This window comes from Burkholderia pyrrocinia, assembly GCF_022809715.1.
GTDB classification, from domain to species: Bacteria; Pseudomonadota; Gammaproteobacteria; order Burkholderiales; family Burkholderiaceae; genus Burkholderia; species Burkholderia pyrrocinia_C.
The window spans coordinates 825,386-848,646 of record NZ_CP094461.1 but is presented as its reverse complement, the minus strand read 5'-3'; the positions used below and the strand labels follow the sequence as shown (position 1 = coordinate 848,646).

The 23,261-nt window shown below is 66.1% G+C and carries 28 protein-coding genes and 1 pseudogene; 21 read left to right on the top strand and 8 right to left on the bottom strand.

Annotated elements, in window-relative coordinates:
• Positions 1-38 precede the first annotated feature (38 nt).
• Positions 39-1,253, bottom strand: a complete 1,215-nt coding sequence (locus MRS60_RS33975; protein ID WP_243566998.1) for a molybdopterin molybdotransferase MoeA — start codon at positions 1,251-1,253, stop codon at positions 39-41.
• Positions 1,250-2,122 (bottom strand): formate dehydrogenase accessory sulfurtransferase FdhD, encoded by an 873-nt coding sequence (fdhD, locus tag MRS60_RS33970; protein WP_175747990.1) that lies wholly within the window; start codon positions 2,120-2,122, stop codon positions 1,250-1,252. Before fdhD ends, MRS60_RS33975 begins: the two co-directional genes overlap by 4 nt.
• A gap of 421 nt (positions 2,123-2,543) precedes the next feature.
• Between fdhD and MRS60_RS33965 the strand changes: the two genes are divergently transcribed.
• The 5 genes from MRS60_RS33965 to MRS60_RS33945 all read left to right on the top strand — a co-directional run bounded on the left by MRS60_RS33965 (position 2,544) and on the right by MRS60_RS33945 (position 7,201).
• A complete protein-coding gene (locus MRS60_RS33965) occupies positions 2,544-3,944 on the top strand; it encodes a cytochrome ubiquinol oxidase subunit I (protein ID WP_034184515.1) in 1,401 nt (466 codons plus the stop codon).
• Between the two features lie 3 nt (positions 3,945-3,947).
• Entirely contained in the window at positions 3,948-4,955 is a 1,008-nt protein-coding gene (cydB, locus tag MRS60_RS33960; RefSeq protein WP_034184514.1) for a cytochrome d ubiquinol oxidase subunit II, read from the top strand.
• Between the two features lie 163 nt (positions 4,956-5,118).
• Positions 5,119-6,039, top strand: coding sequence for a bestrophin family protein (locus tag MRS60_RS33955; RefSeq protein ID WP_243566997.1), 921 nt, complete (start codon positions 5,119-5,121; stop codon positions 6,037-6,039).
• Positions 6,040-6,137: 98 nt separating this feature from the next.
• Positions 6,138-6,731, top strand: a complete 594-nt coding sequence (locus tag MRS60_RS33950) for an SMI1/KNR4 family protein (protein WP_243566996.1) — start codon at positions 6,138-6,140, stop codon at positions 6,729-6,731.
• An 83-nt stretch (positions 6,732-6,814) separates the two neighbouring features.
• Complete coding sequence (locus tag MRS60_RS33945; RefSeq protein WP_034184511.1) at positions 6,815-7,201, top strand: VOC family protein; 387 nt, start codon at positions 6,815-6,817, stop codon at positions 7,199-7,201.
• A gap of 18 nt (positions 7,202-7,219) precedes the next feature.
• Here the strand turns inward: MRS60_RS33945 and MRS60_RS33940 are convergent, their stop codons facing one another.
• The gene (locus tag MRS60_RS33940) at positions 7,220-7,660 is read right to left on the bottom strand and encodes a nuclear transport factor 2 family protein (protein WP_243566995.1); all 441 of its coding nucleotides are present in this window, start codon (positions 7,658-7,660) and stop codon (positions 7,220-7,222) included.
• A gap of 214 nt (positions 7,661-7,874) precedes the next feature.
• Here MRS60_RS33940 and MRS60_RS33935 point away from each other — a divergent pair, with 214 nt between their 5' ends.
• Complete coding sequence (locus MRS60_RS33935; protein WP_243566994.1) at positions 7,875-8,288, top strand: VOC family protein; 414 nt, start codon at positions 7,875-7,877, stop codon at positions 8,286-8,288.
• A gap of 117 nt (positions 8,289-8,405) precedes the next feature.
• Here MRS60_RS33935 and trpS read toward each other — a convergent pair whose 3' ends face one another.
• Both trpS and MRS60_RS33925 read right to left on the bottom strand, forming a co-directional pair.
• Entirely contained in the window at positions 8,406-9,419 is a 1,014-nt protein-coding gene (trpS, locus tag MRS60_RS33930; RefSeq protein WP_034184508.1) for a tryptophan--tRNA ligase, read from the bottom strand.
• A 208-nt stretch (positions 9,420-9,627) separates the two neighbouring features.
• On the bottom strand, positions 9,628-9,783 hold the full coding sequence (locus MRS60_RS33925) for a hypothetical protein (protein ID WP_165948094.1): 156 nt from the start codon (positions 9,781-9,783) through the stop codon (positions 9,628-9,630).
• Positions 9,784-10,023: 240 nt separating this feature from the next.
• On the opposite strand from MRS60_RS33925, the gene MRS60_RS33920 reads away from it, so the two are divergent.
• The 3 genes from MRS60_RS33920 to MRS60_RS33910 all read left to right on the top strand — a co-directional run bounded on the left by MRS60_RS33920 (position 10,024) and on the right by MRS60_RS33910 (position 12,135).
• Positions 10,024-10,503: a hypothetical protein gene (locus tag MRS60_RS33920; protein WP_243566993.1), complete on the top strand. Its 480-nt coding sequence runs from the start codon at positions 10,024-10,026 to the stop codon at positions 10,501-10,503.
• A 107-nt stretch (positions 10,504-10,610) separates the two neighbouring features.
• A complete protein-coding gene (locus tag MRS60_RS33915; protein WP_243566992.1) occupies positions 10,611-11,711 on the top strand; it encodes an SEL1-like repeat protein in 1,101 nt (366 codons plus the stop codon).
• Positions 11,712-11,754: 43 nt separating this feature from the next.
• Entirely contained in the window at positions 11,755-12,135 is a 381-nt protein-coding gene (locus tag MRS60_RS33910) for a hypothetical protein (RefSeq protein WP_432207868.1), read from the top strand.
• 39 nt (positions 12,136-12,174) lie between these two features.
• Here the strand turns inward: MRS60_RS33910 and MRS60_RS33905 are convergent.
• Positions 12,175-12,405, bottom strand: a pseudogene (locus MRS60_RS33905) (HipA N-terminal domain-containing protein); the annotation flags it as partial.
• Positions 12,406-12,638: 233 nt separating this feature from the next.
• On the opposite strand from MRS60_RS33905, the gene MRS60_RS33900 reads away from it, so the two are divergent.
• The 4 genes from MRS60_RS33900 to MRS60_RS33885 all read left to right on the top strand — a co-directional run bounded on the left by MRS60_RS33900 (position 12,639) and on the right by MRS60_RS33885 (position 14,798).
• Positions 12,639-13,289 carry a hypothetical protein gene (locus tag MRS60_RS33900; protein ID WP_243566991.1) on the top strand — a complete coding sequence of 217 codons (651 nt, stop codon included), beginning with the start codon at positions 12,639-12,641 and terminating at the stop codon, positions 13,287-13,289.
• A gap of 94 nt (positions 13,290-13,383) precedes the next feature.
• A complete protein-coding gene (locus MRS60_RS33895) occupies positions 13,384-13,719 on the top strand; it encodes a RebB family R body protein (RefSeq protein ID WP_243566990.1) in 336 nt (111 codons plus the stop codon).
• A gap of 185 nt (positions 13,720-13,904) precedes the next feature.
• Positions 13,905-14,291, top strand: coding sequence for a RebB family R body protein (locus MRS60_RS33890; protein WP_243566989.1), 387 nt, complete (start codon positions 13,905-13,907; stop codon positions 14,289-14,291).
• A gap of 183 nt (positions 14,292-14,474) precedes the next feature.
• Positions 14,475-14,798, top strand: coding sequence for a RebB family R body protein (locus tag MRS60_RS33885; RefSeq protein WP_034184504.1), 324 nt, complete (start codon positions 14,475-14,477; stop codon positions 14,796-14,798).
• 81 nt (positions 14,799-14,879) lie between these two features.
• Here MRS60_RS33885 and MRS60_RS33880 read toward each other — a convergent pair whose 3' ends face one another.
• Positions 14,880-15,689: a Crp/Fnr family transcriptional regulator gene (locus MRS60_RS33880; RefSeq protein WP_235212571.1), complete on the bottom strand. Its 810-nt coding sequence runs from the start codon at positions 15,687-15,689 to the stop codon at positions 14,880-14,882.
• 273 nt (positions 15,690-15,962) lie between these two features.
• Between MRS60_RS33880 and MRS60_RS33875 the strand changes: the two genes are divergently transcribed.
• The 8 genes from MRS60_RS33875 to argE all read left to right on the top strand — a co-directional run bounded on the left by MRS60_RS33875 (position 15,963) and on the right by argE (position 22,105).
• Complete coding sequence (locus tag MRS60_RS33875; RefSeq protein ID WP_034184502.1) at positions 15,963-16,520, top strand: RNA polymerase sigma factor; 558 nt, start codon at positions 15,963-15,965, stop codon at positions 16,518-16,520.
• Between the two features lie 113 nt (positions 16,521-16,633).
• Positions 16,634-16,927 carry a RebB family R body protein gene (locus MRS60_RS33870; protein WP_105391584.1) on the top strand — a complete coding sequence of 98 codons (294 nt, stop codon included), beginning with the start codon at positions 16,634-16,636 and terminating at the stop codon, positions 16,925-16,927.
• 35 nt (positions 16,928-16,962) lie between these two features.
• Entirely contained in the window at positions 16,963-17,595 is a 633-nt protein-coding gene (locus MRS60_RS33865) for a hypothetical protein (RefSeq protein WP_243566988.1), read from the top strand.
• 157 nt (positions 17,596-17,752) lie between these two features.
• Positions 17,753-18,199, top strand: a complete 447-nt coding sequence (locus MRS60_RS33860) for a hypothetical protein (protein WP_034184499.1) — start codon at positions 17,753-17,755, stop codon at positions 18,197-18,199.
• Positions 18,200-18,426: 227 nt separating this feature from the next.
• Positions 18,427-19,749 carry a flavin-containing monooxygenase gene (locus tag MRS60_RS33855; RefSeq protein WP_243566987.1) on the top strand — a complete coding sequence of 441 codons (1,323 nt, stop codon included), beginning with the start codon at positions 18,427-18,429 and terminating at the stop codon, positions 19,747-19,749.
• Between the two features lie 76 nt (positions 19,750-19,825).
• Entirely contained in the window at positions 19,826-20,275 is a 450-nt protein-coding gene (locus MRS60_RS33850; protein WP_034184497.1) for a RidA family protein, read from the top strand.
• Complete coding sequence (locus tag MRS60_RS33845; RefSeq protein WP_243566986.1) at positions 20,272-20,949, top strand: DUF1028 domain-containing protein; 678 nt, start codon at positions 20,272-20,274, stop codon at positions 20,947-20,949. Before MRS60_RS33850 ends, MRS60_RS33845 begins: the two co-directional genes overlap by 4 nt.
• Complete coding sequence (gene argE, locus MRS60_RS33840; RefSeq protein WP_243566985.1) at positions 20,942-22,105, top strand: acetylornithine deacetylase; 1,164 nt, start codon at positions 20,942-20,944, stop codon at positions 22,103-22,105. Before MRS60_RS33845 ends, argE begins: the two co-directional genes overlap by 8 nt.
• Positions 22,106-22,166: 61 nt before the next feature.
• On the opposite strand, the gene MRS60_RS33835 is transcribed toward argE, so the two are convergent.
• Positions 22,167-23,090, bottom strand: coding sequence for a LysR substrate-binding domain-containing protein (locus tag MRS60_RS33835; RefSeq protein ID WP_034184673.1), 924 nt, complete (start codon positions 23,088-23,090; stop codon positions 22,167-22,169).
• Positions 23,091-23,261 lie beyond the last annotated feature (171 nt).

Below are 23,261 nucleotides of genomic sequence, written 5' to 3'. Positions count from 1 at the left end.
GCGAATGCTCAGTATCGGGCGGCTATCAGGCGTCGCGATCATGCTAGCCAGTGCGCGAATTCGTAGTACGGTACCGCGTCGCCGCGCGCGATGTGCTTCCCGGCCGGCAGCCGCGCGAGCCCGCTCGCCTGCACGAGCGATTGCAGCGTGCCGGCGCCCTGCTGCCGCAGCGTGTCGAGCACGGCCGAGCCGTCGGCGCCGATGGCGCAACGCACGCGCACGAAGCGCTCGCGCTGCGCATCCGGCTCGAAGTCGATGTCGATCGGCAGCGACGGCACGATCGGCACGCACGCGTCGCGCCCCTGCAGGCAGCGGATCAGCGGCGCGACGAACAGCGCGAACGCGGTCATCGCGGCGCCCGGATTGCCGGGCAGCAGCACGACGGGCCGCGCGTCGAGCCGCGCGAGCGCGACCGGCTTGCCGGGTTTCATGCGCACGCCGCCGACGACGAACGATGCGCCGAGCGCGGCCAGCGCGGGGCGCAGCAGGTCCTTGTCGCCGACCGACGCGCCGCCGACGCAGATCACCAGGTCGCAACACGCGTGCAGGTCGCGCAGCGCGCGATCGACGGCGGGCGCCGTATCGGCCGCATGCAGGCTCATTGCAACGCCGGCACCGGTTCCCGATACCAGCGCGGCGAGCATCGGTGCATTGCTGTTGCAGATCTGCTGCGGCGCACGCGGCTGGCCGCACGCGACGAGTTCGTCGCCGGTCGTCAGGATGCCGACGCGCAGCGCCGGGCGCACGTCGATGCGCGCGAAACCTTGCGCGGCGGCCACGCCGACGTGCATCGCGCCCATCCGCACGCCGGCCGGCACGAGCAGGTCGCCGGCACGCACTTCCTCGCCCCGGCGGCGGATGTGCGAGCCGCTGCGCTGCGGCGCGTCGAATGCGACCCAGCCGTCCTGTTCGTGCGCATGCTCCTGCATTACGACTGTATCGGCGCCGGCCGGAATCAGGCTGCCGGTGAAGATGCGTGCGGCCGTGCGCGCGGCCAGCGGCGCGGGCGTGTCGCCCGCATAGCAGCGCTGCGCGACGCGCAGCGGCTCGCCGTGCGCGAGATCCGCGTGACGCACGGCGTAGCCGTCCATCGCACTCTGGTCGGCCGGCGGCTGGTCGAGCACGGCGGTTAGCGGCGCGGCCAGCACGTGGCCGTCCGCGTCTGTCACCGGAACAGAGGTGGCCGCAGCAAGCGGTGCGAACGCGCCGGCGAAATGCTGCTGCGCGGTGTCGAAATCGATCAGTTGTTTCATGACGAGAGAGCCGGATGCGCTTGCGAAAGCGCCGGTTGGTCGGGATGGGCGGCGTCGGGCGACACGTATTCGACGAAGCCGTCGTTGCGGCAGAAGCCGAGCAGCCGCACGCCGGCTTCGCGGGCGACGTCGATCGCCAGCGACGTCGGCGCGGAGATCGTCGCGATCATCGGGATCCCGACCCGCGCGGCCTTGCGCACCAGTTCGTAGCTCGCGCGGCTCGACAGGAACACGAAACCCGCGCGCAGGTCGGCGCGGCGCCGCGCGAGGCGGCCGATCAGCTTGTCGAGCGCGTTGTGGCGGCCGACGTCCTCGAACACGTCGAGCACGGCGCCATCGCGGTCGCACCACGCGGCCGCGTGGATGCCGCCCGTCTCGCGCATCAGCGTCTGGCGGGCCGGCAACGCGCGCGCGGCGCGTGCGATCGCGTCGGCGCCGATGCCGGCGGCCGCGCCGGCGGCATCGATGCGCGGCGGATGCAGGTCGAGCTGCGCGATGCTTTCGATCCCGCATACGCCGCAGCCCGTGCGGCCGGCCAGCGCGCGGCGGTGCGCCTTCAGTGCCATGAACGCCTGCTGCGACACGGTGAGCCGCACTTCGGCGCTGCCGGGCCGGCATTCGCTTTCGATGTCGAACACGTCGGATGCGCGCTCGACGATGCCTTCGCTCAGCGCGAAGCCGAGCCCGAACGCGTCGAGGTCGATCGGCGTCGCCATCATGACCGTGTGCGAGATGCCGTTGAACACGAGTGCAACCGGCGTTTCGTCGACGACGCGATCGACGGTGTCGCGCGTTTCGCCGGCACGATGACGCGTCACAAGACACGCGGTGCTGCCGGTCGGATCGTCGCGGCGGGTGCAGGGCTCCATGCGTTTTTCTCCAGGCGGATCGGCCGGTGTGCCGGCCGGCCCGGCGCGTACGCCGGGCGACGGGAATCGATGCCGCCGGGCGGGCGCCGAGGGGCGCGCCGTCGCCGCGGGCAGGCGTTGCATCACATGGTAAGGGCGGTGAACAGCGCGCCGCAGGCACAGCGTCGCAACGCGGAAAGCAGTACAGCTGACCACGCCGCAGGCGCGAAATGTGTTTTCCGTGCACACATCCTCGCCGACGGAACCATCACAGTTTCAGCGCACGTTCGAGTGATTGCGAGTATCGTGGCAAACGCGATATCGTCATTCACGCTTCGATGCCATGCGAATGATCGTTTGTGTTCGCATGTGTTGTCGCCAAGCCGTCGCGCGATTTCCTGCTTCGGGCGGACGTTCTCACAATCACGAGCAAATTACGGTCATGGAAATCTTCGATGCGTTCCATCTCGCACGATTGCAATTCGCGTTCACGGTGTCGTTCCACATCGTGTTTCCCGCGATCAGCATCGGCATGGCGAGCTTCCTGGCGGTGCTGGAATGGCGTTATCTCGTCACCGGCGACGCCGCCTACAAATCCATGTTCCAGTTCTGGTCGAAGATCTTCGCGATCGGCTTCGGGATGGGGGTGGTGTCCGGCGTCGTGATGGCCTACGAGTTCGGCACGAACTGGGCCGGCTTCTCGCGCGTCGCCGGCAACATCACGGGGCCGCTGCTCACGTATGAAGTGCTGACGGCGTTCTTCCTCGAAGCCGGCTTCCTCGGCGTGATGCTGTTCGGCTGGCAGCGCGTGAGCCCGCGCGCGCACTTCTTCGCGACGCTGATGGTCGCGGTCGGCACGCTGATCTCGACGTTCTGGATTCTTGCATCGAACAGCTTCATGCAGACGCCGCAGGGCTACAAGATCGAGAACGGCCTCGTCGTGCCGGTCGACTGGTTCAAGGTCATCTTCAATCCGTCGTTCCCGTATCGCCTCGTGCACATGACGATCGCGGCGTTCATCGTCGCGGGCTTCATCGTCGCCGCGTGCGGTGCGTGGCACCTGCTGAAGGGGCGCCGCGACGAGCCGGTGAAGCGCAGCTTCTCGATGGCGCTGTGGATGCTGCTGCTGCTCGCGCCGATCCAGATCGTCGTCGGCGACGCGCACGGGCTGAATACACGCGAATACCAGCCGGCGAAGATCGCGGCGATCGAGGGGCTGTGGGAAACCGAGAAGGGCGGCACTGCGCTGAACCTCGTCGGGCTGCCCGACATGCAGGCCGAAACCACGCGCTATGCGATCCAGGTGCCGCACCTCGGCAGCCTGATCCTCACGCACAGCTGGAGCGGCGAAATCCGCGGGCTGAAGGAATTCCCGCCGCAGGATCGCCCGTATTCGCCGATCGTGTTCTGGACGTTCCGGATCATGGCCGGCCTCGGGATGCTGATGCTGCTGACCGCGCTGCTCGGGCTGCTGCTGAGAAAGGGCGGGCGCCTGTATGAAACGCGCTGGTTCCAGTGGTTCGTGGTGGGCATGGGGCCGTCGGGCATCGTCGCGCTGCTGGCCGGCTGGATCACGACCGAGGTCGGGCGGCAGCCGTGGACCGTCTACGGCGTGCTGCGCACCGTCGATTCGGTCGCGCCGCTTAGCGCGCAGCAGGTCGGCGTGTCGCTGCTGATCTTCGTGGTCGTGTATTTCCTGGTATTCGGAACGGGTATCTACTACATGATGAAACTGATGAAGCGCGGGCCGGCTGCCCAAGCCGGGTACATCGAGCTGCACCGGCATCCGGGGCTGCGCAAGAGCGCGCTGTCCACGCCGCTGAACGTCACCGAAGCGGAGTAAGCCATGCAAATCGATCTTCCTGTCGTGTGGGCCGCGATCATCGGCCTCGGCGTGTTCATCTACGTGATGCTGGACGGCTTCGATCTCGGCATCGGCCTGCTGTTCCCGTTCTTCGATGCGAAGGCCGAGCGGCAAGTGATGCTCGACACCGTCGCGCCGGTGTGGGACGGCAACGAGACGTTCCTGGTGCTCGGCGGCGCGGGGCTCTATGGTGCGTTCCCGGTCGTGTATTCGACGCTGCTGCCCGCGAATTACCTGCCGCTGGTGCTGATGCTGGTCGGGCTGATCTTCCGCGGCGCGGCGTTCGAACTGCGCGCGAAGGCGACCCGCACGCAACACATGTGGGATCTCGCGTTCATCGGCGGCTCCGCGCTCGCGGCGTTCTGCCAGGGGATCGTGCTCGGTTCGCTGCTGCAGGGCATCAAGATCGAGAACAACCAGTTCGCGGGCGGTCCGTTCGACTGGCTGTCGCCGTTCAGCCTGCTGTGCGGGATCGGCGTGCTCGTCACGTATGCGACGCTCGGCTGCGGCTGGCTGATCCTGAAGGTCGACGGCGAACTGCAGCGCAAGATGCGGCTGCTGATGAAGCCGCTCGCGGGCGTGCTGCTCGGCGTGATGGCCGTCGTCAGCCTGTGGACCGTGATCGGGCTGCCGGCCGTCGCGCACCGCTGGTTCGGCAGCGGCAACCTCGGCTGGTTCCTGCCGGTGCCGGTCCTCGTCGTCGCGTGCGTGTGGGGCATCTTCCACACGGTGAAGCGCCAGCACGAGGCCACGCCGTTCCTGCTGACGCTTGCACTCGTGTTCCTCGGCTACACGGGGCTCGTGATCAGCATCTGGCCGAACATCGTGCCGCCGTCGCTGACGATCTGGGATGCGTCGTCGAGCCATTCGAGCCAGCTGTTCGCGCTCGTCGGCACGGTGATCGTGCTGCCGATCATCCTCGTGTACAACGCGATGCAGTACCGCGTGTTCCGCGGCAAGGTGCGCGAGGGCGACATCGGCTATCACTGAGCGGCGCGCGATGTGACGGGGCGCAGTGTGCGCGGGCGTATCGTCGCGCGCAACGCGGCCCCGGCACGGCCCCTGCCCGAAAGCGGCCCGCCACGCGCGGGCCGTTGCGCATCGGGTGCGGGCGTTCCGTGTTGCGTATTCCTTTGTCAGTCGAGAAACAATCATGATCGTCAGACCACGACAAAACTGGCTCAGGATGCTGTTCGTCTGGAACGGCTCCGTGCTGCAATCGATCATTCCGCAACTGGTGTTCATGGCGATCGTCAGCACGCTGGCGGTCTTCACGAACGGGCGCATCTTCGGCGAGAAGATTCCGCTCAACACCGCGCCGTTCACGCTGTTCGGGCTCGCGCTCGCGATCTTCCTCGCGTTTCGCAACAACGCGAGCTTCGAGCGCTTCAAGGAGGCGCGGCATCTGTGGGGCAACCTGCTGATCGCGGCGCGCAACGTGACGTCGCAACTGAATCGCTACCTGCCCGGCAGCGTCGGCGATGCCGAGCGCAACCGGCTCGCCGATCTGCTGATCGCGTTCTCGTATGCGCTGAAGCATCAGCTGCGCCATACCGATCCGACCGAAGACCTGCAGCGCATCCTCGGCGAGGAGCGCGCCGGCGCGCTCGCACGCAAATGCTTCAAGCCGGTCGCGATCCTCGACGAGCTGCGCGGCGGCATCGTCCGCGCGCTGGGCCGCGTGCCCGGCAGCGATGCGACGTGCTGGATGTTCGACACGCAGCTCGACGAACTGGGCAAGTCGGTGGGTGGTTGCGAACGCATCCTGTCGACGCCGATTCCGTTCTCGTACAGCGTGCTGTTGCATCGCACCGTGTATGCGTACTGCGTGCTGCTGCCGTTCGGCCTCGTCGATTCGACGGAGTTCTTCACGCCGCTGATCTGCGTGTTCATCTCGTACACGCTGATCGCGCTCGAAGCGATCGCGAACGAGGTCGCCGAACCGTTCGGCCTCGCGCCGAATGCGCTCGCGCTCGATGCGATGACGCGCACGATCGAGCGGTCGGTGCTCGAATTGGGCGACCGCGCGATGCCGGAGGAATTCGAGCCGGCGTCGACGTACCAGATCACGTAGGCGGGCGGGCGCAACGGATCGGTTATCCGGTCGGCAAAGCGGGCTGCGGCGGGCGCTAGAATGGCGCTTGCCCGTTTCACGAACCCGGACCTGACGCGATGACCCTCGTCGACACCTATCTGGCCGGCCTGCGCGCCGCGCTGCCCGACGCCGACAACGCGGCGCTCGCCGCCGCCACCGGCGCGATGCCCGCGCAACTCGACGCGCTGCGCGCCGCGTATCCGCAATGCCCGGCCAGCCTGCTCGAACTGCTCGGTAAACTCGACGGCACGTACTGGCGCGACTACGGCGGCACGACGATCAACGTGCTGGTGCTGGGCTCCGACGTCTACGAATATCCGTACTACCTGCTGTCGGCCGAGCAGATGCTCGACGAAGCCGCGAAGTACCGCGACAGCATCGCGGACATCTACGGCGACGACGCGAACGACGACGGCGAACTCGTCGATCAGCGCATCGACATCGCATTGCCGATGAGCCGACGCCTGTGTTTCTCGCATTGCATGAACAACGGCGGCACGTCGCAGCTCTACATCGATTTCGATCCCGCGCCCGGCGGCAAGGTGGGGCAGGTCGTGCGTTTCCTGCACGACCCCGACAGCTACGCGGTGATCGCCGACGACTTCGACGGCTACCTGCGCCAGCTGATCGACGGCGGTTATGCGTTTGTCATCGATTTCGACGAAGAATAGCGGCGGGGGCGTTGCCTGTTATCGACGATGCGGCGTGACCGGGCGCACGGCGATTGCCGGTTGCCGCTTCAGGAGAGACTGACATGCGAATCTACGTGACGAGTATTTTTGTCGACGATCAGGACAAGGCGTTGACGTTCTATACCGACAAGCTCGGGTTCAGGCTGAAGAACAACATCCCGGTGGGCGACTACCGCTGGCTGACCGTGGTGTCGAAGGACCAGCCGGACGGCACCGAGCTGCTGCTCGAGCCGAGCAGCCATCGTGCGGTGGGGCCTTACAAACAGGCGCTTTACGAGGACGGTATCCCGGCGGCTTCGTTCCAGGTCGACGATCTCGATGGCGAATTCGCGCGGCTTACCGCGCACGGCGTGCGGTTCACGCTGGAGCCGATGGACGCTGGGCCTGTGCGCGTTGCCGTGATCGACGATACGTGCGGCAACCTCATTCAACTGATGCAGATGAAGTAGCGCGTCGCGCGGGCTCGCTCAGAGCGCTGCGACCGGCGGCGCGTTGAGCGTCCAGCTGCGTTCCTGCAAGCGGCTCCGGATGCGCCACCCGCATTCGGTCCGCATCAGCAGGTCGCGATGCCACAGGCCGACGAAGCACACGCGATCGTCGTCCGCTTCGTCGGCCGAGATCATCATCACCTGGCCGGCGGTGCGCGCGGTCGCGGCGTCGCCGTCGACGATCAGCAGCGCCGTCGAGATCGTGTGCTGCGTGGCGCGCATCGTCGATGTCGCCTGCTTCGGATAGGCCGCGATTTCCGCGCGGTTGCCGACCGGGCCGTCGAATGCTGTGTAGTCGAGCATCGCGTTGGCTGCGAACAGCCGCTCGAATTCGCGCCAGTCCTGGAGGTCGACCGCGTGGCAATAGTGCGTCAGCAGATCCTGGATCTCCAGCCGGTCGATCGCTTCCTGCGGCGTCATGGTGTCGTGGGTGGGCGTGGATGACGGGGAAACGATAGCGGGTGCGCGTGGGTGTGGCATCGGCGGAGTGGACTAAGGGCCTGTCCGCAATTGGCGGGAGCGGTTGGCGGCGGTCTGTGTCAGCACGATCGCCGTTCGTCCGTTAGCGGGCGGGGACTTTGGTGTGATACGCCACGCTTGTGTAGACTCATGCTCGTTCAACGGAGCAAACACCATGCAACTTCTCGATCACGTGTCCATCGGCGTTCCGGATATCGGGCAGGCACGCCCCTTCTACGATGCCGTCATGGCCGCGCTCGGTGCATGCAAGGTCTATGACCGGGGCACTGCACTCGGTTACGGCGAACGTTGCAATGCCAACGACACCGCATCGACCTTTCTGGCGGTTTATCTGGATCCCGCCGAAGTCGGGACGAGCAAGCGACACTGGTGCTTCAAGGCCGCTACCCGCGCGCAGGTACACGCATTTTTCGAGGCCGGCCTGTCTGCCGGCGGCCAGTCCGACGGCGACCCGGGATTGAGGCCGCACTACCATGCCGACTACTACGCGGCCTTTCTGGTCGACCCTGCCGGCAACCGGATCGAGGCAGTGTGTCACGCTGCTCCGTCGGAGACCGAGCGGGCGTGACGGCGCCGATCGGTGACTGACCGCCTGTGGAATGGCCTTGTGCCGATCGGGGCCTGACAAGCCGCTTCGAAATTCCGCCGCGCATCGTCACCGGGTCGCGTTTGCCGCCCACGCCGCTCAATCGAAATACGTGAGCCCCAGCGCCCCCTTCACCTCCGCGAGCGTCGCTCCCGCGACTTCCCGCGCGTGCATCGTGCCGCGCTTCAGGATCGCCATCACCTCGCCCTTGTCGGCCTCGAACTCTCGGCGGCGCGCACGGATCGGCTCGATCAACGACTGCAGCCGTTCGTTCAGCACGCGCTTGACGACGCTGTCGCCGAGCCCGCCGCGCCGATAGTGCGCCTTCAGCTCATCGACCTTCTGCACATCCGGCTCGAACGCATCGAGGAACGTGAACACGACATTGCCCTCGACCTGGCCGGGGTCGCTCACGCGCAGGTGGTTCGGATCTGTATACATGTCCTTCACGGCCTGCGCGATCTCGTCCGGCGTCGCGCCGAGCGTTATTGCATTGCCGAGCGACTTGCTCATTTTCGCCTTGCCGTCGATGCCCGGCAGCCGCGTGACCGACGACAGCACGGCCTCGCATTCGACCAGCACCGGCTGGTCGACGGTCGCGTTGAAGCGGCGCACGAGTTCGTTGGTCTGCTCGATCATCGGCAACTGATCGTCGCCGACGGGTACGTGCGTCGCCTTGAACGCAGTGATGTCGGCCGCCTGGCTCACCGGGTAGGTCAGGAAGCCGGCCGGGATGTCGCGCTCGAAGCCGCGCAGGCGGATCTCTTCCTTGATGGTCGGATTGCGTTCGAGGCGCGCGACCGTGACGAGATTGAGCAGGTATTGCGACAGCTCGGCGAGCTCGGGCACCTGGGACTGCACGACGATCGTCGAGATCGCCGGATCGATGCCGACGGCGAGATAGTCGAGCGCGACCTCGATCACGTTCTCGGTGACGCGCTGGCGGCGGCCCATGTTGTCGGTCAGCGCCTGCGTATCGGCGAGCAGCAGGAATTGCCGCGCTTCGTGCTGCATCTGCACGCGTGCGCGCAGCGAGCCGATGTAGTGGCCGAGGTGCAGCGGGCCGGTCGTGCGGTCGCCGGTAAGGATGGTCGGGCGGTTCGGGTGGGTCATGGTGTCGTTGGCTCCGGGTTGTCGAAGCCGCCAGCCATGATGTCGGCGCAGAAACGCAAATGCCGCCATGGCTGGCGGCATCACGTTTGGGACATGCAAAAGGAAACGGGCCGCCTGGGTCAGGCGCGCCACCAGCAATGCAGGTTCGGCAGGGCAGGTTTGGTTTCCATCGCAAAAGTATAGCGCAGCGCGGGGACGGCCATGCGCGTCAGCGCAACACCGATTCCATCGCGAGGTACGCGGTTTCGGCGGACGGCCACAGCAGGTACAGCAGGCCGGCCATCAGCAGCAGCGCGCCCGCGCGCACCAGCGGCGTGCGGTCTTTGTTGCGCGGGGGGCGGATGGGTTGATTCGGTTTCTTCATGCTTGCAGGCGCGCGATGCGCCACTCCAACGGTTGCTGCAACGGGTCGGGTTGGGAGCGACGCCGGGGTGTTGCGGGGAAACGGGCGGTGCACAGTGGCGTGGGCGGCTGCGCGACGTAAAAAAGGGGATGATCAGATGGTCCGCTCGGGTTCCGGAACGCATGCTGCGCGTCACATATTGCGAGGCGACGCGCATGCTATCAGTTTGGCGGTTCATGAACCGTCAAGAATTGTCGGGCAATGGCCGGGTTAAAGAGTGGTCGGACGCGGGACGTTTTCCGTCGGGTATCTGAAATATTAAAAACTTCAATAAAAATTGCCCGACCCGGACATGGCGCCGATGCTACCGTTGCCGACGAGTCGATCGCGGCTTGGTACAGGGAAATCTACATCCACAGTAAACTGCTGCCGATCGGCGACGGCTTCTTCACGTTGGGCAGCACCAGCCTGAATTTGCGGAGCATGGCGGTTGATGCCGAGATCAACGTGGGCAGCGATGATCGTGCCAAGAGTACCGATCTGCGGAGGCGCGTCTGGAATCTGCATACCGGTGGCAAACATGATGGCAGCGACGGCAGTCCCGTCGTCATCACGGAAACGTTCATGAAGTGGCAAAAACTCATGGATTCGAATGCCAGACGACGGAAGCGCGGTCTAGAGCCGGCGGGCTTCCTGATGGCATTTCAAGACGATCGTACGTCCAGCGTTCGGCTGGCCTAGCGCACTTTCAGATCATGCGGGTTCCGATGAGTTCTACAACGTCTAAACGATTGCGCCTGGCGGGCGTGTTTTCCGTCTCCCTGTTCTTGGCTTGTACCGCTTGCTCGATGAAGGATTCCCTTCCGCGAAATATGTCGCTCGACGCTTTCAACCCGCATCGCGAGACGTTTGATTGCGTGCACGAAGCCGCTGTCGTTCCAGCCGTGGATCCAGAGGCGGATCGCTGGAATCAGCAGGCGATGAAGATGACAAGCGCATTGTTGTGGCCGAACCAGCGCGACTATGCTGGTGCCGTCGCGCTATGGAGCAAGGCTGCCGAGCGCAAGCACTGGAAGGCAATGCTGAATCTTGCGAATGCGTACGCTCAAGGACTGGGGGTCGATCGCAATACCGAGCGTGCGGTGCAGATCACCGAGCAGGCAATGAAGCTGGGCATACCTGCGGCCTACGATCTGATGGGCACGTACTATATGAACGGAGTTGGAGTAAAGCAGGACGCCAGCCGGGCATATGCATTCTGGCAACTTGCTGCGGACAAGGGTAGCCCGAGTGCGATGGCTTATTTGGGCGGCAAGATGGACGCGCTCTATGACGATCCGAAGGCAGGCTTCTGGGGCAACCGCAAGATCGCACTCCAAATGCTTGAATGTGCCGTCGCACAAGGAAATGGGCGGGCGGCATATGAGTTGGGGACGACAATTGCGGGCGATCGAGCCGAGTTGAGCGAGAACAACGAACGCGCACTCAAGACTTTGCACGCGGGCGTGAAATTCGGCAGTGCAGAGAGTGCCGGATGGTTAAGTGCGTCGTTCGGTAAGGGAGATGCGCTGGTCGGTCATGTCAAGGATGAAGCACGCGCCGAACGCTACGGAGTTCTTGCCGATCGCCTCGAGCGCGACCCCGACCTGCGTCTGCCGAATCTGGACAAGGTGGTGCCGCTGCCGCCGGCCAAGTTGCCCAAGTGGGACGGCAACAAGGAAACGTTGATCAATGCGGCGAAGGTGGTGATGTCGGCGCCGGCAACACCTTCCAAGGTCGCGGTGCATCCGGTCTCGCTAGGTACCGGTCGAGCACACGTGCCCGATGGTTACATGCTGCCCGCGACGCCTCCCGCGGGCGTGCCTCCGCAGGCAGAAACGACCGCCGCCCCTGTCGGCGGCTACTGGCTCGCACAACTGACGTATCCGACCGCCGAACGTCATTTCTGAGGACGGTCGCATTTTCTTCCATTACGTCGGCGACGCGATTCCCATGCCCGCGCAACAGGCGGAATCGCATTCCCGCGTAGCGCAAGGCATTGCGCGCGCCGCCGAATTTCCCGATCCTGCCGTTCAGAGTCGAGGCACGCGCGCGTGTCCGGTGACGGGCGTCTGGCAGGCCAGCGCGACGGACGATCATCCTCGGGCGGCCACGTTCAATCAGTGGTATCGCCAGGCCTGCGTCATGCGGGGGGACACGTTCCCCGATCCGCGGGCCATGCATCTGGACGTATCGCCTGCGGACGTGACGTGGACGTGGTGGAACGAGGCCAATCGCTTCGGGTTCGCGAAGCTGCCTCAGGTCAGCGATCGGAAAAGCGCGATGACGCAGTTTGCGCTGCTTTACCCAGAGCGATTCAACATCGGAATCTGAGTCCTAACCCGCCTCGCACACGGAATTCCGGATACCTCCGAGTGCTGCAGCCTCTTCCCGCTCGCCTTCGGCGAGCAGCGTGAGCGCGCCGGCCGATTCGCGCCCGAAGTATGCGAGCAGGCCCCAGGCGTCGCCTTTAGCGTCGCGCGCGAGCGACATGCGCGTCCCTTCTTCCGGCAGCAGATTGTCCACGAACCGCTGGACCGGGCGATCGGTCGACGTATCGATGCACGCTTCCACGCGCAGCCAGAACGTCGGCGACATCCGGTACCCGACACACGCAGCCGCCGCGCGCCGGCGACCGACTTCACAGACCCGTCGCACCCTTCGTCCCTGCAGCAGTCCTGCCGAAATTTCCGGCAAGGCCGTCGCGCATCCATTTCCCGGAGAACACCATGCGATATCCATTGCAGCACGCCGACCAACGCGCGTCGGCGCCGCGTCCATCCGAACCCGAACCGCACGCACCGGCGCCGCGGGCGGACATCGAGGAGGTGTGAGCCATGAGCAGCGAAGCACTCGACCCCCTGCTGCGGCAGTTTGCGGAGAAGCGCTTGGGACGGCCGCTCGAGCCGGGCGAAGAACAGGCGCTGCTGGAGCGGCTGCCGGGCAGGCACGGGAACCCGCCGGCGCCGGCCGCCGGCACGGCCACGCAGGCGAGCGCCGCGAACCCGCCATTGCCGCGGTTGAAAACCCGGCAGGAGGCGCGCGAGCAGGTCAAGCATTTTCTGCAACTCAACCAGCAGAAGGCGTACGAGAAGATGCGCGGCATCCTGCAGACGATCGACGCGCAGAACGAGACGACCCTCGGCATGCTGGCGTCGGAACAGCAGAAAGTGTCCGGCGTACTCGACGCGAACGAGCCGCCGGGCGACGCGCAGGCTTCCGGCACGGCCGACATCCAGGACAGCACCCGCCAGGCGCTGGCGATGATCGGCGAACAGCTGACGGGCCTCATCCGGCAGGAAATCGAAGCCTGCTTTCGGCAATACGTCGATTCGCTCGCCGAACGGCTTTCCGTACGGCTCGACGCGATAGACGACCGGCTGCGGAGCGTCGGCGCCGGTCCGACCGAACCGTCCGAACCGACCGCGCCGGGTGCTGCCGCCACCGCTGCCGTTCACGATACGCCCGGCCCAGCGTCCATGGAGTAGCACGCGGGTCATGCGGCTGAAGTCGAGCGGCTGAATGCGAAACCGGCCGGCCCCGATGTGCGATCTCTCAACTACGTGAATCAAGGAGCTAAAAATGGGTGATAAGTGTCAAGTGTGCCAGGTCAATCCTGCGATTACCGATGCCGTCACGCAGGTCAACGTCAAGGTGGTCGCCGAGGCGCCGGCAATGGCGATGGGCTCGCTGTACCAGGCCCAGAGCCATTCGCTCAGCATCCTGTTCGAGAACGCGGTGCAGCAGCAGTCGCAGGCCGCGATCCAGTCGCAGACGTCGACGAACGTGGGGACGATGCAGCTCTACACGATCGGACCGGAAAGCGCGGGTGCGGCCGCCACGGAAATCGGCTCGAACGGGATCATCTCCCTGCTGGCCGACGTGATCGCGATCGGCAAGGCGGTGACCAGCCACTAAGGGGGCAACGCCGTGGTCGAGCGGCGGCGCAAGCGGCACGAGCCGCCCATGCCGCCGCCCTGCCGCGGATCCGCGGCACGGCCGCCGGCGCCTGAACAGCGGTGCCGCGCGGTGTTCCGGAGCAACCGACAGAACGGGCCGAGCCGATTCGATGCGGCGCCCGTTCGCAAACCAGGAGAAACACGATGGCAAATGACGCAAACGCGAACGCCGAAGACCCGAGGGTCCCGAATGACCCGAAGGACCCCTGCAACTGCAAGACATGCGCGGTCAACGCCGCGATCACCGACGCGGTCACGCAGACCAACGTCAAGGTGGTGGGCGAAGCGCCCGCGATGGCGACGGGCTCGCTGTACCAGGCCCAGAGCCATTCGCTCAGCGTGCTGTTCGAGAACGCCGTGCAGCAGCAGTCGCAGGCCGCGGTCCAGCTGCCGACCTCGACGAACGTGGGCACGATGCAGCTCTATACGCTCGGGCCGGCGAGCGCCGGCGCCGCCGCGACGGAAATCGGCTCGAGCGGGGTGATTTCCGTACTGGCTGACGTGCTCGCGCTCGGCAAGGCGCTCGCCTGACGCGTAACCCGGCGTCGACGCCGGGCGGCAGCCTCGATCCCGTGGCTGCCGCCCGGCGCCCGGCGCCCGCCCCCGTGTCGACGCCCGCGACGGCGAGCGCGCGTGCGGTGCGCATCGCCGACCGATCCACTCATGCTTTCGCCGTGACTGCGCCGCAGCGGCGAGCAAACCAGGAGTAACGACATGACGGAACAGGTTTCCGCCGCGATTACCGATGCAGTCACGCAAGCCAACGTCAAGGTGGTGGGCGAATCCCCGGCCGTGGCCTTGGGCACGCTCATGCAGTCGAACAGCCATGCGTCCGCGATCCTGCTTCACAACGCGGTGCAGATGCAGGCGAACCAGGCGGCGTCCAACCTCGCCGCCACGACCGTCGGCATCATGCAGCTCTATGCCGGCTCGCCGGTGGCGGCCGCCGCCGCGGCGCGCTCGGCGAACGACAACTTTGCGTCGCAGCTGGCCGCCATCGCGCAGTTGATGAACGCCATCAGCCACTGGCGCGGCTGACCTTCACCGCGCGCCGCGCAACCCGGCGCGCGCAACCTTCCCGCACCGCGTCGCGGCACGACACACGTGCTTGCCGGGGCGTCAATTGGCGTCGGCGATGTACCGGAGCTGCTCCGGTTTTTCGATCGTCACGCCGTGCTCGTGAAGCCGGATCAGGCCGTCGCGCTGCATCCTCTGCAGGCTGCTGTTCAGCCGCGGCCGGCTGACGTTGAGCATCGCTGCCAGGATGCTCTGGTTCTCCGGCAGCGGCACCTCGAGATCGTTCCCTTGCATGCGGTTCAGCAGATGGCGCGCGAGCCTTGCCTCGAGCCGGTACAGGCACGCCGACTCGACGAAGTCGCTCAGCTGATGGATATGCCGGCACAGCTGCTCGTGGATGCGCTCCATGAAATCCGCGTTGGCCAGCAGCGGCGCGAAGTACTGGCGATGCAGCAGCGAAATGCGGCAGTCGGGGCTCAACTGGGCGGTGAAGCTGCGCCGGTGTGCGCGGATCAGCGTGCTTTCGCCGATGAGTTCGCCCGGCACCGAGTGGCCGAGAATGATTTCGCGTCCGCCGGGTTCGTGCAGCGTCATATAGACGCGGCCGCGGTGCACGAAGGCGACGAAATCTCCCGGGTCGCCCTTGAAGAACAACAGGCGATTGCCGTGTTCGGGCCACGGCGTGACATGCCGCTCGATATGAGCCAGCAGGCTTTCCGGCAGATCGGTGAGTATCGGTATATTGCGCAGCGTTTGAACGTTAGCAAGGGGAGGCATGTTTTCCGTGCAAGGTTGTTTGACGATGCGGCCACCTAGCGAAAAACGCTGCCTTTGGCACTGCGTGAAAAATGAACAATGGAGATAGCCAGATAATCGGCAAGCAGTCCGGATATGGCGGCACTTCGGCGGCAAGGACGCTTGGTCGATCGACGCGGATAGCAGCGTGCCGGCTCGCGAACGCGTCGCGGCGGCAGTCGTTCTTTTTCATCGCAATGCCGTTATTCACGCCCGGCGGCGCGCCTGAAACGACGGATGGGAGCTATGCCGGGGGATTTAAATTTCCGTTCATAATAATCAAGAAAATTTACCGAAGCCGATTATCTTGATAACGGTGTTACGCGGGTAACAGCGTCATTCGCGGCATCGAATCGATTCTGTGTTTTCCATAAAAAAGGAAGGCACGGGATGACAACCTCGAACCAGCACGCTGCCCCGCCGCCCGAGTCACCGGCGCAGCAGCTCGATCGCACATGGCGGGAAATGCAGGGGAAATTGCGGCGCCGCGCGCGCCTGTTGTGCAAGGGCGATATCTACCGTGCCGACGAACTGCTCTCCGATACCGCACTCAAGGTCCACATTTACCTGCAGCGTTCGCCCGAGCGCGTTCAGAACCTGGCTGGCTTTCTCTTTCTGGCGCTGAACCATGCGTTCCTCGATGGCGCGCGCCGCCGTCTCCGCGAAAGCGGCAGGCTCGAATTCGACCCGGACTGGGACGACGATCACACCGTCGAGCTGGCTGGCCACGCGCCGTCGATGGAGCAGCAACTGCTGCTGCGGCAGCTGCTGCTGCGTCTCGAGCAGGCGCTGTCCACGCTCCCGCCGCAGCAGCAGATGCTGTTCACGCTGAAGTTCGAGGAGGACCGGCCCTATCTGAACATCGCGGCGACGCTCGGGATCAACGAGCCGCTTGCCAGAAAGCGTGTCGAGCTGTTGCGCAAGAAGTTGCGCGAGGAACTCGCGTGAGCACGTTCACGAACGCGGGCACACAGCGTTCCTAACGGCATGCGCGGCGTCGATGGCCTGCCGGCCCGCCGTTCCTTCAATCGCATGCCGGAGCCGAGATCCGAGGAGGCCTCGTGGCAGACAAAGTCAATGAGCAGGTTACCGACGCGCTGACGCAGACCAATGTCAGCGTCGTCGCGGGATCGCCGGCCCAGGCGCTGGGCACGCTTTACCAGATGTTCAGCCAGGCCGTCGGCATCTCGGCGCAGAACATGACGCAGCAGCAGGCGGCGCTGAACCAGATTTCGAACGCGGTCGTGTCGAAGGCGGTGGCCATGATCCTGTCCGTCGAAGCGTCGCCGAAGCCCGCCTCGGGCGGCGCGGCGCATGCCCCGACGGCCGGGCCGCAGACGGGTTCCACGCATTAGGACGCGCTGACTCTCGGGATACCTGAACCATGAACATGAAAGGCATTTTGGGCGGGCGCGGCGACGGCGCGCCGCCGACGTCGCCGACGTCGCAGACACCGCAGACGCCGCGCGATGTCGCAGACGCCGCAGCCGAAGCAACGGCGCCGGCCGATGTCGCGCCGCAAACCGCGGCGTCGAAGGCCGGCGCGCGTACGTGGCCGGTCAACCGGCTGCGCAGGCTCACCGACGCGCTGAAGGCGCCGAACCAGATCGCCGATACGGCCGGGTCAGGCGGTTCGGCGCTGCAGACCGTACAGGCGATCAACGCGGAAGCCGCGTCCTACGCGACGACGCAGATCGCCGTCGGCCCGAACATGATGATCACGCAGGCGGGCGGCATGGTCGCGCAGGCGGCGGCGAACTACTTCGAGGCGTCGACGTCGCTGGCGATCGCGGGCAAGAGCGTGCTGATGAAGGATCTGGCGCAGAAGACCATCGACGAGAACGTGCGCGGGATGGCGATGGATGCGGTGGGCCTGCTGTTGACGGACCTGTTCGTCGCGACCGCGGCGATCGTCGCGGGTGCCGCGGAGGCGATCGAAGGGGAGGCCGCGAGCGTCGCGCTCGACAAGATCGACGAGAGCCTGCAGAAGTATCAGGCGCTGCTGGACAAGAAGGGTACGTAGAGCGCGACCGCGCGCAGTGGCAAGGAATCAACCGACACGACCCGCCGGGCCATCAGGCCGGATGCGGGATGTGAGCGGCGGGACCGATGCGCGCCCGTGTTCCCGGACACGTCGCGGCCCCGTCACCGGCAGTCCCATCGAGTCAAATGAGGAACCCATGCCCTACGACATTCACAATGTACAAGGTCCCGCGCCGCTGGCGGTTGGCGAGCGCATCTGGGGAGATGCGGCGGAAATCGATTTCGGCGCGATGACGAGCTGCATCGCGCTCGTCGAGCAGACGCCGGGCCAGCCGACGTCGGTGCGCGCCATCCATCTGTCGATCGTCAGCGGCGACGGCACGAAGGTTTACGATCCGTCGGCGAACGTGGCCGGGCAGGTCGAGACGATCATGCAGCAGAGCGGCGACCTGCGTACCTGCCTCGGGCGCATCGATCTCTGGCAGGCCAGCCAGCAGCAACAGCTGCAGGATTTCTTCGCCGCGCTGATGCTGAGCCTCGACATGCAAAACTGGGTGCAGGTGCCGGACGGCAACCTGCGGGTGCGGATCAACGGCGGCGTAATCCAGTATCAGAAGGGCACCGGTCCATGGACCAACGCGTAGCCGGCGCGACCCGTTGAAACCGGCGCCCGCCATCCGGGTGGGCGCCGGTGCAGTACGGGCGCGTCGTCCTGCGCCGCTCGCCGCCCGCGCCACACCCAGCTTTTTGCTCGTCAACACCAACAAAAATCATCATTTCGCCTCCGGCGGTGTGTCAGCAGAATGTCTCCATTCCAACTCGTGCGACAGCAAGAACGTCGCATCGAGCCGCACTTCAGAAGGAGACAGCCGTGGCAGTCGAAACAACCTCAATCGATACGCTCGTCGTCGGCGCCGGGCAGGCCGGCGTGGCCATGAGCGAGCACCTGGGCAAGCTGGGCGTGCCGCATCTCGTGCTGGAGCGCAGCCGCATCGCCGAACGCTGGCGCACCGGGCGCTGGGATTCGCTGGTCGCGAACGGTCCCGCGTGGCACGACCGCTTCCCGGGGCTCGAATTCGACGGCCTCGATCCCGATGCGTTCGCATCGAAAGATCAGGTCGCGGACTACTTCGAAGCGTATGCGCGGAAATTCAACGCGCCGATCCGCACCGGCGTCGACGTGAAGAACGTGGTGCGCAACGCAGGCAAGCCGGGCTTCGTCGTCGAGACGTCCGACGGCACGATCGAGGCGAACCGCGTGGTGGTCGCGACGGGGCCGTTCCAGCGTCCGGTGATTCCGCCGATCGCGCCGGACGACGCACGTCTCGTGCAGATCCATTCCGCCGACTATCGCAACCCGGGCCAGCTCCCGGAAGGCGCGGTGCTGGTGGTCGGCGCGGGTTCGTCGGGCGTGCAGATCGCCGACGAGCTGCAACGCGCGGGCCGGCAGGTGTACCTGTCGGTCGGGCCGCACGATCGTCCGCCGCGCGCGTATCGCGGCCGCGACTTCTGCTGGTGGCTCGGCGTGCTCGGTGAATGGGACAAGGAAGTCGCCACGCCCGGCCGCGAACACGTGACGATCGCGGTGAGCGGCGCACGCGGCGGCCATACGGTCGATTTCCGCGCGCTCGCGAACCAGGGCGTGACGCTGGTCGGGCTGACGAAGTCGTTCGACGGCGGCGTGGTCACATTCGAACGCGATCTCGCGGTCAATCTCGCGCGCGGCGACGAGAACTACCTGTCGCTGCTCGATGCGGCCGACGCGTATGCGGTGCGCAACGGGCTCGACCTGCCGGAAGAGCCGGACGCGCGCCGCATCCTGCCGGACCCCGAATGCGTCGCGCATCCGATCCTTGCGCTCGACCTCGCCGGCGCCGGCGTCACGTCGATCGTCTGGGCGACCGGCTATGCGGTCGACTACGGCTGGCTGAACGTCGACGCGTTCGCGGCGAACGGCAGGCCGCAGCACCAGCGCGGCGTGTCGAAGGAGCCCGGCATCTATTTCCTCGGGCTGCCGTGGCTGTCGCGGCGCGGTTCCAGCTTCATCTGGGGCGTGTGGCACGACGCGAAGCACATCGCCGATCACATCGTCACGCAGCGCAAGTACCTCGACTACCACGACGCGTCGCAACACCGCGCGGCCGCGCAAGCGGCGCAGGCCGACGCGCGCCCGCTCGCCGAAGCGACGAACTGACGAGCAGACACGAACCCGCCGCGCTGGGTCTGCTGCCGGTGCGGCGGGTGTTTCCACCGACGATCGAAGGACCTCGATGAGCCAACCCACCCATACGCGTATCCGCATGTTCAACACCAAGGATACCTACCCGAACCAGACGCTCGACAACGACCTGTGCCAGGCCGTGCGGGCCGGCAACACCGTCTACGTGCGCGGCCAGGTCGGCACCGATTTCGACGGCAACCTGATCGGCCTCGGCGACGCGCGCGCGCAGGCCGGGCAGGCGATGAAGAACGTCAAGCAGTTGCTGGAAGAAGCCGGCAGCGACCTCACGCACATCGTGAAGACGACGACCTACCTGATCGACCCGCGTTATCGCGAGCCGGTGTACCAGGAAGTCGGCAAGTGGCTGAAGGGCGTGTATCCGATCTCGACGGGGCTCGTCGTGTCCGCGCTCGGCCAGCCGCAGTGGCTGATGGAAATCGACGTGATCGCGGTGATCCCGGACAACTGGCAGCCGAACCGCGCACCGGAGGCGACATGACTTTCTCCATCGTCGGGCGCTGCCCGGAGACGGGCCAGCTCGGCATCGCGATCAGCTCGTCGAGCATCGCGGTGGGTGCGCGCTGCCCGTGGGTGCGTGCGGGCGTGGGCGCGGTCGCGACGCAGAACATCACGCTGCCGGCGCTCGGCCCGCAGATTCTCGACCTGATCGAGCACGAACAGCTCGCGCCCGCCGCGGCGCTCGATCGCGCGCTCAGCGCGAACGGCTGGAGCCAGTACCGGCAGGTCACGGTGATCGACGGGCAAGGGCAGACGGCGTGCTTCACCGGCAAGGAAGCGCTCGGCACGCATCACGCGGTGAAGGGTGAGCAATGCGTGGCGGCCGGCAACCTGCTGGCCGCGCCGGCCGTGATCGATGCGATGGTGCGCGCATTCGAACAGGCGCCCGGCCTGCTCGCCGATCGCCTGCTGGCCGCGATGCATGCGGCGATCGCAGCCGGCGGCGAGGCGGGGCCGGTGCATTCGGCCGCGCTGAAGGTGGTCGGCGACGTGACCTGGCCGATCGTCGACCTGCGCGTCGACTGGGCCGATGCCGACCCGATCGGGCAGCTCGACGCGCTGTGGCGCGCATATCGGCCGCAGATGCAGGATTACCAGACCCGCGCGCTGAACCCGACCGCCGCGCCGAGCTACGGAGTGCCGGGCGATGAGTGACGCATCGAGCCGCGCGTTGCTCGAACGGTTGATCGCGTTCGCGACGGTCAGCCGCGATTCGAATCTCGAGATGATCGAGTTCATCCGCGACTATCTCGCGGGCTTTGGCGTATCGAGCGAACTGTTCTATAACGCGGAACGCACGAAGGCGAGCCTGTACGCGACGATCGGGCCGCGCGATCGCGGCGGCATCGCGCTGTCGGGCCACACCGACGTGGTGCCGGCAGACGGGCAGGCGTGGACGGTCGAGCCGTTCCGGCTGACCGAGCGCGACGGCCGCCTGTACGGCCGCGGCACGGCCGACATGAAGGGCTTCATCGCGTCGGTGCTTGCGGCGGTGCCCGCGTTCGTCGCGAGGCCGCTGAGCGTGCCCGTGCATCTCGCGTTCTCGTACGACGAGGAAGTCGGCTGTCTCGGCGTGCGGCCGATGCTCGAAGCGCTGGCCGCGCGCGAGCACCGGCCGCGCCTGTGCCTGATCGGCGAGCCGACCGAACTGAAGCCGGTGCTCGGCCACAAGGGCAAGCTCGCGATGCGCTGCCGCGTGAAGGGCGCCGCGTGCCACTCGGCGTATGCGCCGTCGGGCGTCAACGCGATCGACTATGCGGCGAAGCTGATCGGCCGGCTCGGCGAGATCGGCGCGGCGCTCGCGCGGCCCGAACGGCACGACAGCCGCTTCGATCCGCCGTTCTCGACCGTGCAGACCGGGTTGATCAAGGGCGGCCGCGCGCTGAACATCGTGCCGGCCGAATGCGAGTTCGATTTCGAGGTGCGTGCGCTGCCGGATTTCGATGCGCACGACGTGCCGCGGAAGCTGCAGGACTATGCGGAATCCGAACTGTTGCCGAGGATGCGTGCGGTGCAGCCCGATACCGATATTCAACTGCAGCCGCTGGGTGCGTACCCGGGGCTCGCGACCGCGCCCGACAGCGAGGCCGCGCGCCTGCTCGCAATGCTGAGCGGGTCCGATGCGTTCGGCACGGTCGCGTTCGGCACCGAGGGCGGGCTGTTCGGGCAGGCCGGCATTCCGACCGTCGTGTGCGGGCCCGGCAGCATGGACCAGGGGCACAAGCCCGACGAGTTCGTCACGCTCGAACAGCTGCACGGATGCGACGCGATGCTGAGCCGTCTGGCCGCGCATCTTGCTTCGGCCGCCTGATCGGGTTGCCGACACGCACGCGCCCGTCCTGCGGCGCGTGCGTTTTCTTCAGTGCTCAGTGTTATTGCGCCGATTCCGCGACGATCTGCGCGAGCCGCTCGCGGCAGAAATCGACGAACGACTGCGCCTGCTTGGTGAGCTGCCCACGTTTCAGCCGCGCGCTCACGAGCCCGGACGGGCTCACCGTTTCGCTGAGGCCGATCGTCACGACGCGCCGGCCGTCGTACGTGTATTCCGAATACGGGCGCGTGACGAGCAGCGAGAAGCCGAAGCCCTGGCCGACCATCCCGCGCACCATCTCGATCGACGGCGAGCCGAACACGATGTTCGGCGTCAGCCCGAGCTCATGAAACAGGCTGACGAAATACGTGCGGCTCGGCTGCACGTCGAGCAGGATCATCGGCTCGACACAGAGGTCGCGCAGCGACACGTGCGGCTGGCCCGCGAACCGGTGGTTCTCCGGCAGCAGCACGTACGGCTGCTGCGGCGGCATCAGCGGTTCGGTTTCGATCGTGCCGTCGAGATCGTGGTCGTACATCAGCGCGAGATCGAACGTGCCGGACGTCAGGCCCTGCACGAGTTCCTGCTGGTCGCCGTCGCGCAGCCGGATGTTGACGCCCGGGTAGCGCTCGCGAAACCCGGCGATGAGCTGAGGAAGATAGAGCGGCGCGACTGTCTCGAAGCAGCCGATGTCGATCTGCCCGGTAATCACGTCGTTGTCGGCGAGCGCGTTCTGTTCGAATTCGTGCGCGATGCGCAGCAACTCCTGCGCTTTCCGGTAGAAGCGCGTGCCGCTCGGCGTCAGCGATACGCCCTGCGCGTGATGGCGGATGAACAGCTTCACGCCGAAGCTTTCCTCGAGCCCCTTGATCGCGCTGGAGATCGACGGCTGCGCGATGAAAAGCTGGCGCGACGCCTCGGCGACGCTGCCGGATTCGACCGTCGTCACGAAGTATTTCAGTTGCCGCAAAGTGTAGTGAGCCACAAGCACCTCTGATGCCCGGCCCCGGCATGCCGCCGAGGGCGAATTCTGTCCATGGTTTCGCGTAGCACCTTACCTGAAGAAGCCCGAAGCCGAAATTTCCGCTACAGAGCTTTTTCGTATGTCCCGGAAATATTTTTAGTATTTCTCCGTCGCTGCATCGGTGGCGCACCA